Source organism: Cryptosporangium minutisporangium (assembly GCF_039536245.1).
Taxonomy (GTDB): Bacteria; Actinomycetota; Actinomycetes; order Mycobacteriales; family Cryptosporangiaceae; genus Cryptosporangium; species Cryptosporangium minutisporangium.
Genome location: NZ_BAAAYN010000044.1, coordinates 143,584 through 156,435, shown reverse-complemented (window position 1 = coordinate 156,435; position 12,852 = coordinate 143,584). Strand labels below are relative to the sequence as shown.

Genomic DNA, 12,852 nt, shown 5'->3' with positions numbered 1-12,852 from the left:
CCGTGACGCCTCATGGCACGGGCTTGGGCCGTCGGCGCGGCCGCCGCACTCATCGCGCTCCTGCTCTACGAGAGCGCACTCGCCTGGGTGTCGATCATGGGCCCGGCGCTGCTGCCGCCGCTCTTCTTGCTGCTGTCCTACGTGGGGATCGGCGCGGCGGCCGGGCACGCGTCGGTGTCGCTGACCGGAGGACCCCACCGGGCCTGGCCGGCAGCGGTCGTGGTGGCCGTTGCAGGCGCGGTGCTGATCGGCTGGGGACGAAACGCCGAGTTGCTGCACCCCGCGTTGGACGCGCTCCCGGCCGCGCTGGGTGGCGGGGCATGCACAGCGGTCGGTGGGTGGCTGGGGCTGGTGCTGCCGAACGTCCATCGATCCGCCGCACCCCCGTCGGTGGTCGCCCAGCTGAAAACCGTCGAGGTACGGGCGAAGCCGCGTGCGGTGCCGGTGTCCGACGGCGGACGTCACCACCAGCGCAGGGCCCCCGTGCCCGCCGACTCGTCCGACGGCCCCGACATCCTGGAGTTCGGGCTCTAAAAAACGATCCGCTCGGCCCCGGCGTAGACGTTCATCGTGTCGCCGCGCAGGAACCCGACCAGCGTCATCCCGGCCTCCACCGCCAGGTCCACGGCGAGCGTCGACGGCGCCGACACCGCGGCCAGCGCGGGCACGCCGGCCATCACGGCCTTCTGCACCAACTCGAACGACGCGCGGCCACTCACGATCAGCACCTGACCGGCTGCGGGCACCTGACCGGCGACCAGCGCCGCTCCGAGCACCTTGTCGACCGCGTTGTGCCGGCCCACGTCCTCGCGGACGGTCCCGAGCTCTCCGTCCGGGCCGGCCAGCGCCGCCGCGTGCAGTCCGCCGGTGCGGTCGAAGACCCGCTGGGAGGCGCGCAGCCGGTCGGGCAGCTTGGCCAGCACGTCGACGCCGATCCGCAGCGGATCCTCGGCCACCGTGAACGCGCTCTGCGTCCGCACCGCGTCGATCGACGCCTTACCGCAGATCCCGCACGAGCTGGTCGTGTAGACGTTCCGGGTGATGTCCGGCGACGGTGGCGCAACTCCGGCGGCCAGCACCACGTCCATCACGTTGTAGGTGTTCTGCCCGTCCGGCCCGGTGCCGAGGCAGTACCGAGCGCCGGCCACCTGCTCCGGCGACGTGATCACACCTTCGCTGAGCAGAAAGCCGTGGACCAGCTCCAGATCGTCGCCCGGGGTGCGCATGGTCACCGCTAACGGCTGTCCGCCGACCCGGATCTCCAGCGGCTCCTCGACCACGAGCGTGTCGGGCCGACGAGTCTGATCGGAGCCGGAAATCCGTATCACCGGCCTGCGCCCGGTCACCCTGCCCATGGCGTCCTCCTCGCGGCGTTCCGGTCCCAACCGTACGGTGAAGCCTGTGGATCCGTACGGCGCGCTGGTTCTGGCGGGTGGCTCCGCGCGACGGCTGGGCGGCGTACACAAGCCGGGCCTGCTCGTCGGTGGCGTCCGCCTGCTCGACCGCGTCCTCGCCGCGGTACCCGACGCTGCGCCCCGGGTCGTGGTCGGCCCGCCCCAGCCGACACCACCCGACGTGCGGATGGTGCGCGAGGAACCCCCCGGTGGTGGCCCGGTTGCCGCGCTCTCCGCCGGTCTCACTGCATTGGGCGACGCCGCTCAGCAGCCGATTTCCCGGTTGGCGTTGCTCGCCGGAGACCTGCCGTTTCTCAGCCCAGCAGTGATCACCGCACTTCGACGGGGCGCGGACGGCCGCGACGGCGCGGTGCTCGTCGACCCGGACGGGCGCGACCAGTACCTGGCCGGCGTCTACCGGCTGGAGGCGCTGGCCGACGCAGTGGCGTCGGTGGGACCGCCGACCGGCGTACCGCTGCGCCGGGTGGTCACTCGGCTCGACCTGGCGCGGATCGCGGCGCCGGACCGCCCCGACGGGGCCCCGCCGTGGCTCGACTGCGACGATGCCGACGACGTCCGTGCCGCCGAAGCGTTTGCGCGCCGAGCGTCCGGCCAATGAACTCATTTCGACCAGCGTCGGCCGAGTTCGCCTGAACTCGGTCCGAACCTGCACCGGCCACCGGCCGGGGAGAGGAAGGCAGGCGGATGAGCACTCTCGACGACTGGGTCGCGGCAGTCAGCCTCGAGCTGGGCCTGACCGAATCAGTGGACCGTTCCCTGGTGCTCGACCTCGCCAGGGACGTGGCCCACGGGGTGGCCCGTCCGGCGGCCCCGTTGACCACGTTCCTGCTCGGCCTCGCGGTCGGCGCCGGCGCCGACCCGCGGGAAACCGCCGCGAAGATCTCCGCCCTGGCGGAGGGGTGGAATCCCGACCGGGTCTCCGAGACCACCCTGGAGGACTAGGTGTCCGGCCCTGAACCCTCCGTGACCCGCAACGTCCTGGTCGCGTTCTCGGTCAGCCCGATGGGCGTCGGAGACTCGGTCGGGGAGGCGGTCGCCGAGGCGGTCCGCGTCGTCCGGGAGAGCGGACTACCCAACCGCACCGATGCGATGTTCACGTCGATCGAGGGCGAGTGGGACGAAGTCATGGACGTCGTCAAGCGGGCCGTCGAAGCCGCCGGTGCCGGCGCCGGGCGGGTCAGCCTCGTCCTCAAAGCCGACATCCGACCCGGCGTCACCGACGGTCTGACCAGCAAGGTCGCGACCGTCGAACGGCACCTCGCCGAGGGCTAAATACCGTCGCTGACCAGCCAGTTGTCGCCGCTCTTCACCAGCGTGAAGCCGTTGCCGCTGCTCAGGTCGGGTGCGGTGTGGCGGCTCGTGCTGGTGGTCGTCTTCTTTTTACCGTTCTTGTCCTTCTTCGTCGTGCGAACGGTCTGCACGACCTCGATGTTGCGGTCGGTGATCGTCGCGGTCGACCCCTTCACCGTGACCCGGTCGATCTGGATCTTGTCCAGGTCGCTGCGGACCGCGGCCGACAGGTCGGCGTACCGCTTGCTCAGCGCGGCCGGGCAATCGCGGCCTTGCCGCTGCCTGGTGGACGCCTCGAGCAGGTCGCAAGCTTCCCGGTAGTCCTGCTCGCCGACCTCGTCCAGGTACTCGGCCAACGCGGTCCGCACCTGGTCGTCGTCGGAGGTCGAACAGCCGGAGACCAGCGTGGCCAGGACGGCCGCCGCAGCAATGAACCCGCCTGCGCGGACTGTCATGACTCTCATTTCTCCTTCACATCGCGGGCCGGTGTCCGATGCCTCAACGGAGCAGCACCGCCCGACCGAGTGTGCGATTCCAAAGGTGATGGAAGGACTGTTGAGTCGGCCACGCGTCAGACCGGGTCACCGGAGCACCAGTCCCTGGTGGTCTGGTCAGCGGATGCTGGCTGCGCCCGATCAATCGCAGGATGGTGGAGGCCCTAGGGTGACCCGGACGCGACTCGCCGGGGCGTGCCACGCGCGGACGGATGACACAGGAGGCGCCATGCCGGGATTCGACTGGTCGACTGTGCCGACCAGGCTGGCCGCCGAACTAGCGCGGGAACTCGCGCTGGAAGAGGTGGCGGGCGGCCCGGCAGCCGCACTCCGTGCCACGTTCGGATCGGTACCGCGCGTCGACTTCGTCCGAATCGCCTGGCCGGTCCTTCGGGACCGCTGGCTGGCCACCGACGCCGACGCCCGGGCGGACGTCGTCGCCGGACTGCGCGCGGCCGGCCTGGGCGACCACGAGACCGCACCGCGCGGCGCCGAAGCCCAGCTCGTCTACTTGCGCTCGCTCCGGAACACCGGGCGCCTCCGCAAGCTCGTCCTCGACCGCTTCCTCGAACTGGGCGAGGATCCCGACCACCACCAACCGAACGAGCCGATCGACGATGAGGGGCCAGTGCTGAAGTCAGCGACGCCGCTGCCCTTGCCCGAGGACCCCGCGACGGTGGACCTCGGTGCCAAGGTGGAAGCCGCTTGGGCCGAGCTCCGCACCGAGCTCGCCGCCGTCCTCGCCCACCTGGAACTCGGTGCGCAGCTCACGCTCACGCTCGACCCCACCGCGGGCGGCACCGGCGATGCGACCTACACCGTCGAGTTCGTGATGTTCGACGAGAACCTCCTGCACGCCGAGGCCGTCGGCAACGCCGCACTCCCGCCCGGCCACCGCCTCGACCGGCACGCGATCGCCGATCTGGTCGCACTGGGCTGGTCGCCACCGGGAGTGGTCGACGGTACGACCGACAACTTCGGTATCCAGATGCCGACGTCGGACGCCGACCGCCTCGCCGCGATCGCCGTCCGGACGCTGCGCGAGGTCTACGGGACACCGCACCCCGCGTTCCTGACCTACTCGGCCACCGCGCTGGAGGGCGAGGTGGAGGTGCCTGCGCTGGGCGCAGCGCGTCGTGTTCCCGGCGGCGGTGGGACGGCGGGCGCGCCGGCGGCGCACGACCCAGGGGCGCCGCTGCCCGACCGCGTCCGCGCGGTCGTCTCCCAACTGCTGTCCCGCCCGGTGGACGAGCTACCGGTGGACGCCGACGGAGACATCGCGATCCGCAGCGGCTCGGCGATGGTGTTCGTCCGGATCACCGACGACCCGCCGCTGGTCGAGGTGTCCTCGCCGGTGCTCACCGAGGTACGGGCGACCCAGCGCCTCTACGAGCGGCTGTCGGCGCTGACCAAGACGCTGCCGGTCGGCCGCCTCTACCTGGAGGACGACACGGTCTGGGCCTCGGTCGGCGTGTTCGGCACGGACTTCCAGCCCACCCACCTGTCCACCGCGATCCGGGTGATGACCGGGCTGGCCGACGTCCTCGACGACCGCCTCCAGGGCGACTTCGGCGGCAAGGTGTTCTTCGGCGAAGCCCTGCCCGAGCGTCGGGAGCCCGGCACGCACGGCGAGCGCACCGGCATGTACCTGTAGATGTCGACGTTCCCGGTGCCGGGTTTCGTCGGTGGGCTCTGGTAGGAACTCCTGCAAGACGCGGCCGCGACAGGGCCAGCGCGCATTGGAGGAGGCAGGATGCCGACCACCCGCAGCCGAGGGCTGTCCACTGCCGACCTCGACACGCTCCGTACGGCGGTCGAGGCCGGACGGAAACCCAAGGTCCAGTTCACTTCCGCCGCCGGTCAGGTTGCCGGCCAGATCGGTCAGGTAGTGCGGTTCGACGACCCGTCCGCCGACGAGTGGGTCGTGGTCCGCTTCGGGCGTGACGAGCTCCCGTTCGCCCCCGGCGACCTGCAGTTGCCGCCCAAGCCGCCGCGCCAGAAGGCACCAGCCGCCGCGGCCAAGCAGCCGGTGAGCGCTGCTGCCGCACCGGCCGCCCCAGCACCGACCGGCTCGGCACCGACCGCCGGGGCGCCGGTTGCGCCGCCCGCCGCGGCCGGGTCCGTGAAGGCGCAACCGGGCGTCGCGGTGGCGGCGGCCACCTCGGGCTCCACCCGCCCGGTGACGGCGCCCGCGGCCACCCCGTCCACGCCCGCAGAGGCGGCGAGCGCGGCGAAGCCGTCCGGCGCTGCCAAGCAGGCCGACGTCGCGAAGCCCGCGAGCAAGGCCACCGCCACGCCGGCCACCCCGGCGAACGCGAGCGCGTCGGCCAAGAGCCGTCCGGCGCGGAAGGCGTCCGGCAAGCGTGCGCCCGACTTGACCGTCACGCTCGGCCACCACGAGGGTCAGTGGACGGTGTCCGCAGCTCGCGGCGCCCGCGTGCTGATCAAGCCGACGCCGGTTCGGGCCGCCGACGCGCTCCGGATGGTCGGGCAGCTCGACTCCCCGGCCGTCGCCGAGGCGGTGGAGGAGATCGTGTCCGCCGCCCGGGCGGAGGCGGAGGAGCAGGCCGAACGGCTCCGGCGTGAGCTCGCCGAAGTGGAGGCCGCGCTGGCCGACCTCGGCGACGCCGACTGAGGGGTTTACGCTCGCTCTCTCCCAGGTCGGGGCTTGGCGAAGTTCGTCGTATTCGCCCGGCCCCACGGCGGTAATCTCCGAGGCGGAGACGCCGGCGACGCCGGCGCGCCAGTTGTGGGTCCGCAACAGCGGCAGTGGGATCCGAAGAGCGAAGGGCAGGGCTCGGGGTGACGACCGACGGGGGTGTGCGCGCTCTGCCGGCCGCGCGGGCAGGATCCGACGCCGACCGGCTGATCGCGGCGTTGGAGACGCTCCGGGCGGCCCTCGGCGAGGTGCGGTTAGAGCTCCCGCTCCGCGGTGGAGAGGACGCCGCCCGCACAGCAGGCAGCCTCACGAACCAGATCGACGACTACCTCCTGCCGCGACTGTCCCGGCCGCGGACGCCGCCACTGCTGGTGATCGGCGGCTCAACCGGCGGCGGCAAGTCGACGCTGCTGAACACGCTGGTCGGGACGCCGGTCAGCCCGGCCGGGGTGCTGCGTCCGACGACGCGCTCACCGGTCCTGGTCTGCCACCCGGACGACTTCGGCACGTTCCTGGTGGGTGGCCCGCTCCCGTCGCTGCCTCGGTCGGCCGACGGGACTCCGGGCACGCTGCGGGTTCTCGAGTCGGACGCGGTGCCGCCCGGCCTCGCGCTGGTGGACGCGCCGGATGTCGACTCGGTCGAGGCCGAGAACCGGCGGCTCGCCGTGCGGCTCCTGGACGCCGCCGATCTCTGGATCTTCGTCACCACCGCGGCCCGGTACGCCGACGCCGTGCCGTGGGAGCTACTGCGGTCGGCGGTCGCACGCGGCGCCTCGATCGCGGTGGTGCTCTCCCGGGTCAATCACCTGGCGCACGCGACGGTCAGCACCCACCTCCGCGAGTTGCTGCGGGCCGAAGGGCTCGGCGCCGCGCCGCTGTTCGTCATCGAGCAGGTGACGCTCGACGAGGACGGCCTGCTGCCCGACCAGGTGCTGCGCTCGCTGCGGATGTGGACCGGTCGGATCAGCTCCTCACCGGCGCAGCGTCTCGGCATCGTCCGGCAGACGCTCACCGGCGCGCTGGCCACGGTCAGCGACCGGGTCGACACCGTCGCCGACGCCACCAAGGCCCAGCGGGAAGCGGTGGCGACGCTGCGGGACCACGTCGGCCAGGTCTTCGGGGCCGCCGAGACCCGACTGCGCGCGGCCGTCGAGGACGGCGTCCTGTTCCGCGGTGACATCGTCGGTCGGTGGCAGGAGTACGCCGGGAACGGTGGCCTGGTCGCGATCCTGGAGGCTCGGGCCGGCTCCCGGAGCGGCGTTCTGACCGGCCAGCCCTCGATCCGGGCCGCACGGATCCGAGCCGGGCTGGTCGGCGGCGTCGTGCGCTTGTTCACCTCGATCGTCGACGAGGCGACGACGGAGCTGGTCGCGGCGTGGCGGAAGAGCCCCGGTGGTGCCGCGGCCGTCGACGCAGCGGGTGACCGGGCGTCCGCCGACGCCGCCAAGAACGCCGAGGACGCGGCCCGCGCGTGGCTGGACGACGTCGACGCCTCGGTCGCCAGGGCCGACGGCAGCATGCGGGCAGCGGCGATGCCGGTGGTGGTCGCCGCTGCGCTCGAGGAGGGCACGCTGCCGGTCGGACGTGAGGTCGACGTCGCCGGCGGCACCGTGACGCTCTCCGCCGAACTACTCGCCGAAGTCTTCGAGGACGACGGCGTCCGTGCCGCCGCCCGGACGGCCCGCGCCGACCTGCTCGACCGGCTCGGCTCGGCGCTCGTGGCCGAGCAGCGCCGGTTCACGGCCCGTCTCGACCAGCTGGAGCCGCCCGCCCGGCTGATCGACCGACTCCGGGACGCCGCCCGCGCGGTCGACCGGCACCGGGGCGTGGTCGCGGACCTGTTCGCCGACCCGCCGACACGACCAGCTCTTCCGGCGGCACCTTCTGACGACCGGCCCACCCCGGCCCAGACCGCCGCCGCGCCGTCCGGCCCGTCCGCGCCTGCGGTTTCGCCGCTGGCGACGCCGCAGCCTGCGCTCACGCTCGATCTGCGGCCGGCCACGCCGGCTCCGGTTAAGCCCGGCACGGCGGAGACCGCCGGCACCGACGAGTCGCCCGACGTTGTGGATGAGACCCCGGACTCTGTGAGCAACTCGCCCGAGTCTGTGGATGGCCCGCCAAAACCTGTGGATGAAGCTCCAGCGGCTGTGGATGGGGCACCCACGAGCGGGGCCGTGGGGACTAACGTCGATCCCGTGAGCACCGACGCCGCCGAACCCCGCCCGACCGGCCCGGACACCGGCGCCCCGGCGAGTTCCGCCGGCTCGGCCGACGACTCGCGGGAGGTGTCGCGATGAGCCGACCGTCCGCCGGGTTACCCAGCCCGGTCCTCCCGGCCGACGAACCGCCTTCGATCGCTGCCCGGCTCACGTCGCTGGAGCGAGTGATGGGGGTGGTCGACGGCCGCGTCGACGACCACTACCTGCGGTCGGCCCGGGACGTGACCCGGCAGATCACCGAACGTCTGTCGCTGTCGCCGGCGCACACGGTCGTCGCGCTCGCCGGCGCCACCGGTAGCGGCAAGTCGTCGCTGTACAACGCGCTGGCCGGGCTCGACCTGTCCGAGGTCGGTGTCCGACGTCCGGTCACCAACGCTCCGCACGCCTGCGTCTGGGGCCCGGACGGTGCCGGGCCGCTGCTCGACTGGCTGAGCATCCCGTACGACAACCGCACCGCCCGGGAGAGCGCGCTCGACGCCGACACCCAGGCCGAGCTGCGCGGTCTCGTCCTGCTCGACTTACCGGATCACGATTCGACGCAGCTGGCGCACCGACTGGAGGTCGACCGGCTGGTCGAGCTCGTCGACCTGCTGGTCTGGGTGCTCGACCCGCAGAAGTACGCGGACGAGGCAGTGCACTCCCGTTACCTCCGGCGGCTGTCCAGGCACGCGGGCGTCACCGTGGTCGTGCTCAACCAGATCGACCTGCTCAGCCAAGCCGACGCCGAGGCCTGTCTGGCCGACGTGCGCCGGCTGCTCGACGCCGACGGGCTGCGCGGCGTGCCGCTGGTGCCGATGTCGGCCCTCCGCGGCGACGGTCTGTTCGAGCTGCGGGAGCGGATCACGACCACGGTCGCCTCCCGGCAGGCGGCCGTGCGGCGGCTCGCTGCCGACCTGGACGACGTCGCTCACGAGTTGGCTCCGCTCGCCGGTCCCGAGGTCCGTGAGGACGTGGACCGCGGCTCGGCCAAGCGGCTCTACACGACCCTGTCCGAGGCGGCCGGTGCCGCCGCGGTCGGAGAGGCCGTGGAACGCGGCTACAAGTTCACTGCGAACCGCAACCTCGGCTGGCCGCTGATCCACTGGTTCGGGCGGGCGAAGGTCGATCCGCTGGCACCGCTCCGCGACCAGGCGGGCAAGGGACCTCGTAACAGGGGCACCGCCCGCACCACCGCCCGGCCCACGGTCTTCCACCCGGTGCAGCGGCCGCAGGTCGAAGAGGCGCTGCGCCACCTGGCGGACGACGCGGCGAACGCGCTGCCCGAGCCTTGGCCCCGGCTGGTCCACCGCGCCGCGCGGTCGGAGCTGGACGCCTTGCCGGACGCTCTCGACCGGGCCGTGGCCACCGCCGACCTGGGCCTGGCCCGGCGTCCGGCGTGGTGGTGGGGGTACCGGATCCTGCAGTACCTGATGGTGCTCGCGCTGCTGGGCGGTGTCGCCTGGACTCTCGGGCTGGCCATCGCTGCAGCGGTCGGCGGCTCGCAGAACGCGCCGGAGACCGGGGCGTTGGTGTTGCCGGTGGGCTTGTTGCTGGGCGGACTCCTGCTGGGGCCGATCCTGCATCTGGTCGGTATGGGGCTGGCGAGCCGGGGCGCACGATTGGCCCGGCTGCGGGCCGAACAAGCGGTGCTCGACGCGGTGACGACCGTGGCCCGAGAGCGCGTGCTGGCGCCGGTGCGCGCCGAGCTCAGCGCGTATGCGCAGGTGCGAGATGCGTTGATCGACTTCGGTGTGCCGGTCCCGCGGTCGCACTCGGCCTCGGCCGTGCCCCGCCCCGCCAGCGACGACGAGCCGTACGCCACCGGACGCGGCGACATCCCCGGCATCCCTGGCACCGACGGTCCCGGCGTCCCCAGCACCGGCGTTCCCCGCACGCATGTTCCCGGCGCGCGCGCCGCAGGTCCTGGCCCGTCGCCCCTGGAGGCAGCGCCGCCGGACGCCCGTCCGCCATCGGGCGGTGCAGCTCCGCTCGCCGGGCCACGCTCCGGTGGCGCCCCGGGCCAGCCGTCGGCGGATCCGTTCCGGAGCCCCGCGTCGCCCGAGCGCCCGCAGTCCGGTTCCGGCGGGCCGCAGCAGCCGGCGGGCCCGACGCGGCCCGCGCTGCCAGCGGCTGCGGAGGCGGGACACAGCCGTCCGAGCACGATGCTGTCCGGGGCACCCGGGAGCACACCTCCTGGTCCCGAGGCAGGCGGCGGCACGAGGCCGGTACCGCCGCCCCCCGCGCCGGACGGCGTCCGCCGCGGTGCGATTCCGCCTGCGCCCGCGACCCCTCCGACCGCGCCGGCTACTCCGCGCCGGAACCTACCGAGTCCGCTGGCGGAACCGACGGCCGCCGCATCCACGCCGACCACACCAACCTCCCGGCCGCCCGCGCCCCGCTCGACCGACGTCCCCCGTCCCACCGACGGCCCCCGTCCGTTCGACAGCCCGCGCCGCCCGACCGACGGCCCGCGCTCCACCGACGGCCCGCGCTCCACCGACGGCCCCCGTCCCACCGACGTCCCCCGTCCCACCGACGGCCCACGCCCGTTCGACAGCCTCCGCTCGACCGACGGCCCAGGCCCGGCCGACGGCCCGCGTCCGACCGATAGCGCAGCTCCGACCGGGGCGCCGTCGAGCCGTGCCCGGCCGCCGCTCGCTCGGCGTCCGGGGACGAAGCTCCCCCCGGCGCCTCCGCCCCGCCCGGCCGTGGAAGCCGATCCGGAGGTCGTCTGGGCCCGTACGCGCCCAGCGGCCCGCCAGGCCCCTGCGGCGTCGCCCACGCCGAGCACGTCCCCCACGCCGGACGCACCCGACGCCGCATCGGACGGCCCCGCTACGTCGCGGTCCGACACGTCGCGGCCCGATACGCCGAGAAACGCCGCTGCCCGCGCGTCCACCACCGGCGCAGCCGGACCGGACACGGCGGGTCAGCCGGCAACGGCGGAGCCCGCCCCAGCGGCGCGGTCCGAGCGCAAGGGCCTGCGCGGGCTCTTCGGCGGCCGCCGAAAGGAGCCGGCCGACGTCGTCGACCGCTGGTGGGCCACGACGGACGACGGCGACGACCCGTTCGGGCGGCCACCCGCGCCGGATCCGGACCCCGCCGACGACGAAGGCTCCCGGTCGCGTGTTCCCGGTCAGCGCTGAGAAGTCTGTGACCTACGAGCCAGTTTCTCGGTAACCAGACAGGTCACCCCTTCTTGGGACAGGAAAACAGCCTCGTCCCAAGGAGGGATTCGATATGGGTACGCGTTCCACCGCCCTGGACGAAGCCGTCCGCTCCGAGGTGGGTCACCTTCTGGAGGGCATCGCGGTCGACCTGATCGCCCTGTCGCTCAACTTGAAGCAGGCGCACTGGCACGTCCAGGGGCCGACGTTCAAGCAGGTGCACGAGCAGCTCGACGAGGTACTGGCCGACGTGCGGACGTACTCCGACGACGCGGCCGAGCGGGCCGTCGCGCTGGAGGTCAGCATCGACGGTCGCCCGGCAGCGGCGGCGAAGTCGCCGGTGGCGGACTTCCGGACCGGTTGGCTCGACGCCCAGGAGACCGTCGCGCTGGTCGCCGACGAGATCGGCGCGGTAGCCGCTCGGGCTCGCGAGACGCTGGAGACGCTGGAGGAGAAGGACCCGATCTCGCACGACCTGGTCGTGCAGATCGTCAGCGGCCTGGAGAAGCACTTGTGGATGCTCCGGGCGCAGACGCGCTGATCCAGAACTGACAACGCATGATTCGTCCCCACGAGGCGGGCCCCGGGCATCCGGACGCCCGCCTCGCGGCGTCCGCCGCCCGCTCCCCGGCGTCCGCCGCCCGCTCCCCGGCGTCCGCCCGCAACGGGAGCCACGACGCGAACAACTAGCCTGGTGACCGCCGATGGCGAGTCATCCAGGAGAGGGACACGTGGAGCTACTTCATTCCGGCAAGGTGCGGGACGTCTACCTGGACGGCGACGACCTCATCCTGGTGGCATCGGACCGGGTCTCGGTCTACGACGTCGTGCTCCCCACCCCGATCCCGGGTAAAGGCGCGGTCCTCACCCAGCTCTCGCTCTGGTGGTTCGACCAGCTCGCCGACGTGGTGCCGAACCACGTGATCAGCACCGACGTCCCCGCGGAGTGGACCGGACGCGCGGTGCGGTGCCGTCGCCTCCGGATGGCCCCGGTCGAATGCGTCGCTCGTGGGTACCTGACCGGCGGTGGTCTGACCGAGTACCGGGCGACCGGCACGGTTTCCGGGATTTCGCTGCCTCCCGGACTGGTCGACGGCTCGAAGTTGCCCGAACCGATCTTCACGCCGTCGACGAAAGCCACCGAGGGCCACGACGAACCGATCTCGTACGCCGAAGTCGAGAAGACCGTCGGCACCGAGGACGCGGCCCGACTGCGCGACCTGACGCTGGAGATCTACCGCCGGGGCGCCGACCTGGCCGCCGAGCGCGGGATCATCGTCGCCGACACGAAGGTCGAGTTCGGGTGGGCTACCGACGGCACCCTGGTGCTGGGAGACGAGGTCCTGACGTCGGACTCGTCGCGGTTCTGGCCGGCGGACGAGTGGGAGCCCGGACGGTCGCAGCGCTCGTACGACAAGCAGTTCGTCCGCGACTGGGCGGCCGGCACCGGGTGGAACAAGCAGCCGCCCGCGCCGGAGATCCCGGCGGACATCGTCGCGGCCACGCAGGCGCGCTACATCGAGGGCTACGAGCGGATCACCGGCCTGACCTGGCCGCCGGCCTGATCCACGGCCGCGGTCGCCGGTCGTCCCGCCGGTGCGGTTACGCGTCCGCCGAGCAACGATAGGC

Annotated in this window: 13 protein-coding genes; 11 read left to right on the top strand and 2 right to left on the bottom strand. The window is 73.1% G+C overall.

From position 1 onward, the window contains the following. Window positions 1-12 precede the first annotated feature (12 nt). Window positions 13-534 carry a hypothetical protein gene (locus tag ABEB28_RS31020; RefSeq protein ID WP_345731793.1) on the top strand — a complete coding sequence of 174 codons (522 nt, stop codon included), beginning with the start codon at window positions 13-15 and terminating at the stop codon, window positions 532-534. Here the strand turns inward: ABEB28_RS31020 and fdhD are convergent. Then, window positions 531-1,355 (bottom strand): formate dehydrogenase accessory sulfurtransferase FdhD, encoded by an 825-nt coding sequence (fdhD, locus tag ABEB28_RS31015; protein ID WP_345731792.1) that lies wholly within the window; start codon window positions 1,353-1,355, stop codon window positions 531-533. The genes ABEB28_RS31020 and fdhD overlap by 4 nt on opposite strands. Window positions 1,356-1,401: 46 nt before the next feature. On the opposite strand from fdhD, the gene mobA reads away from it, so the two are divergent. The 3 genes from mobA to ABEB28_RS31000 all read left to right on the top strand — a co-directional run bounded on the left by mobA (window position 1,402) and on the right by ABEB28_RS31000 (window position 2,687). Beyond that, complete coding sequence (gene mobA, locus ABEB28_RS31010) at window positions 1,402-2,013, top strand: molybdenum cofactor guanylyltransferase (RefSeq protein ID WP_345731791.1); 612 nt, start codon at window positions 1,402-1,404, stop codon at window positions 2,011-2,013. An 86-nt stretch (window positions 2,014-2,099) separates the two neighbouring features. Continuing rightward, window positions 2,100-2,357, top strand: a complete 258-nt coding sequence (locus tag ABEB28_RS31005; RefSeq protein WP_345731790.1) for a DUF6457 domain-containing protein — start codon at window positions 2,100-2,102, stop codon at window positions 2,355-2,357. Further along, the gene (locus ABEB28_RS31000; RefSeq protein WP_345731789.1) at window positions 2,358-2,687 is read left to right on the top strand and encodes an MTH1187 family thiamine-binding protein; all 330 of its coding nucleotides are present in this window, start codon (window positions 2,358-2,360) and stop codon (window positions 2,685-2,687) included. Here the strand turns inward: ABEB28_RS31000 and ABEB28_RS30995 are convergent. Beyond that, the gene (locus tag ABEB28_RS30995; protein WP_345731788.1) at window positions 2,684-3,160 is read right to left on the bottom strand and encodes a hypothetical protein; all 477 of its coding nucleotides are present in this window, start codon (window positions 3,158-3,160) and stop codon (window positions 2,684-2,686) included. The genes ABEB28_RS31000 and ABEB28_RS30995 overlap by 4 nt on opposite strands. A gap of 268 nt (window positions 3,161-3,428) precedes the next feature. Between ABEB28_RS30995 and ABEB28_RS30990 the strand changes: the two genes are divergently transcribed. From ABEB28_RS30990 to ABEB28_RS30960, 7 genes are all read left to right on the top strand, one after another. Continuing rightward, window positions 3,429-4,853, top strand: coding sequence for a T3SS (YopN, CesT) and YbjN peptide-binding chaperone 1 (locus tag ABEB28_RS30990; protein WP_345731787.1), 1,425 nt, complete (start codon window positions 3,429-3,431; stop codon window positions 4,851-4,853). Window positions 4,854-4,952: 99 nt separating this feature from the next. Beyond that, window positions 4,953-5,834: a hypothetical protein gene (locus ABEB28_RS30985; protein ID WP_345731786.1), complete on the top strand. Its 882-nt coding sequence runs from the start codon at window positions 4,953-4,955 to the stop codon at window positions 5,832-5,834. Window positions 5,835-6,001: 167 nt separating this feature from the next. Next, window positions 6,002-8,155, top strand: coding sequence for a GTPase family protein (locus ABEB28_RS30980; protein WP_345731785.1), 2,154 nt, complete (start codon window positions 6,002-6,004; stop codon window positions 8,153-8,155). Continuing rightward, complete coding sequence (locus ABEB28_RS30975; RefSeq protein ID WP_345731784.1) at window positions 8,152-11,202, top strand: GTPase; 3,051 nt, start codon at window positions 8,152-8,154, stop codon at window positions 11,200-11,202. The genes ABEB28_RS30980 and ABEB28_RS30975 overlap by 4 nt, the downstream gene beginning before the upstream one ends. A gap of 94 nt (window positions 11,203-11,296) precedes the next feature. Then, window positions 11,297-11,764 carry a Dps family protein gene (locus ABEB28_RS30970; RefSeq protein ID WP_345731783.1) on the top strand — a complete coding sequence of 156 codons (468 nt, stop codon included), beginning with the start codon at window positions 11,297-11,299 and terminating at the stop codon, window positions 11,762-11,764. A 17-nt stretch (window positions 11,765-11,781) separates the two neighbouring features. Further along, entirely contained in the window at window positions 11,782-11,913 is a 132-nt protein-coding gene (locus tag ABEB28_RS30965; RefSeq protein WP_345731782.1) for a hypothetical protein, read from the top strand. A gap of 41 nt (window positions 11,914-11,954) precedes the next feature. Then, window positions 11,955-12,788 carry a phosphoribosylaminoimidazolesuccinocarboxamide synthase gene (locus ABEB28_RS30960; protein ID WP_345731781.1) on the top strand — a complete coding sequence of 278 codons (834 nt, stop codon included), beginning with the start codon at window positions 11,955-11,957 and terminating at the stop codon, window positions 12,786-12,788. Window positions 12,789-12,852 lie beyond the last annotated feature (64 nt).

What these genes read in the sequence shown, in the direction of transcription:
- ABEB28_RS31020 (WP_345731793.1), top strand. Translation starts at nt 13, where the DNA reads ATGGCACGGGCTTGGGCCGTCGGCGCGGCCGCCGCACTCATCGCGCTC.
- fdhD (WP_345731792.1), bottom strand. Translation starts at nt 1,355, where the DNA reads ATGGGCAGGGTGACCGGGCGCAGGCCGGTGATACGGATTTCCGGCTCC.
- ABEB28_RS31005 (WP_345731790.1), top strand. Translation starts at nt 2,100, where the DNA reads ATGAGCACTCTCGACGACTGGGTCGCGGCAGTCAGCCTCGAGCTGGGC.
- ABEB28_RS30995 (WP_345731788.1), bottom strand. Translation starts at nt 3,160, where the DNA reads ATGACAGTCCGCGCAGGCGGGTTCATTGCTGCGGCGGCCGTCCTGGCC.
- ABEB28_RS30990 (WP_345731787.1), top strand. Translation starts at nt 3,429, where the DNA reads ATGCCGGGATTCGACTGGTCGACTGTGCCGACCAGGCTGGCCGCCGAA.
- ABEB28_RS30985 (WP_345731786.1), top strand. Translation starts at nt 4,953, where the DNA reads ATGCCGACCACCCGCAGCCGAGGGCTGTCCACTGCCGACCTCGACACG.
- ABEB28_RS30975 (WP_345731784.1), top strand. Translation starts at nt 8,152, where the DNA reads ATGAGCCGACCGTCCGCCGGGTTACCCAGCCCGGTCCTCCCGGCCGAC.
- ABEB28_RS30970 (WP_345731783.1), top strand. Translation starts at nt 11,297, where the DNA reads ATGGGTACGCGTTCCACCGCCCTGGACGAAGCCGTCCGCTCCGAGGTG.
- ABEB28_RS30965 (WP_345731782.1), top strand. Translation starts at nt 11,782, where the DNA reads ATGATTCGTCCCCACGAGGCGGGCCCCGGGCATCCGGACGCCCGCCTC.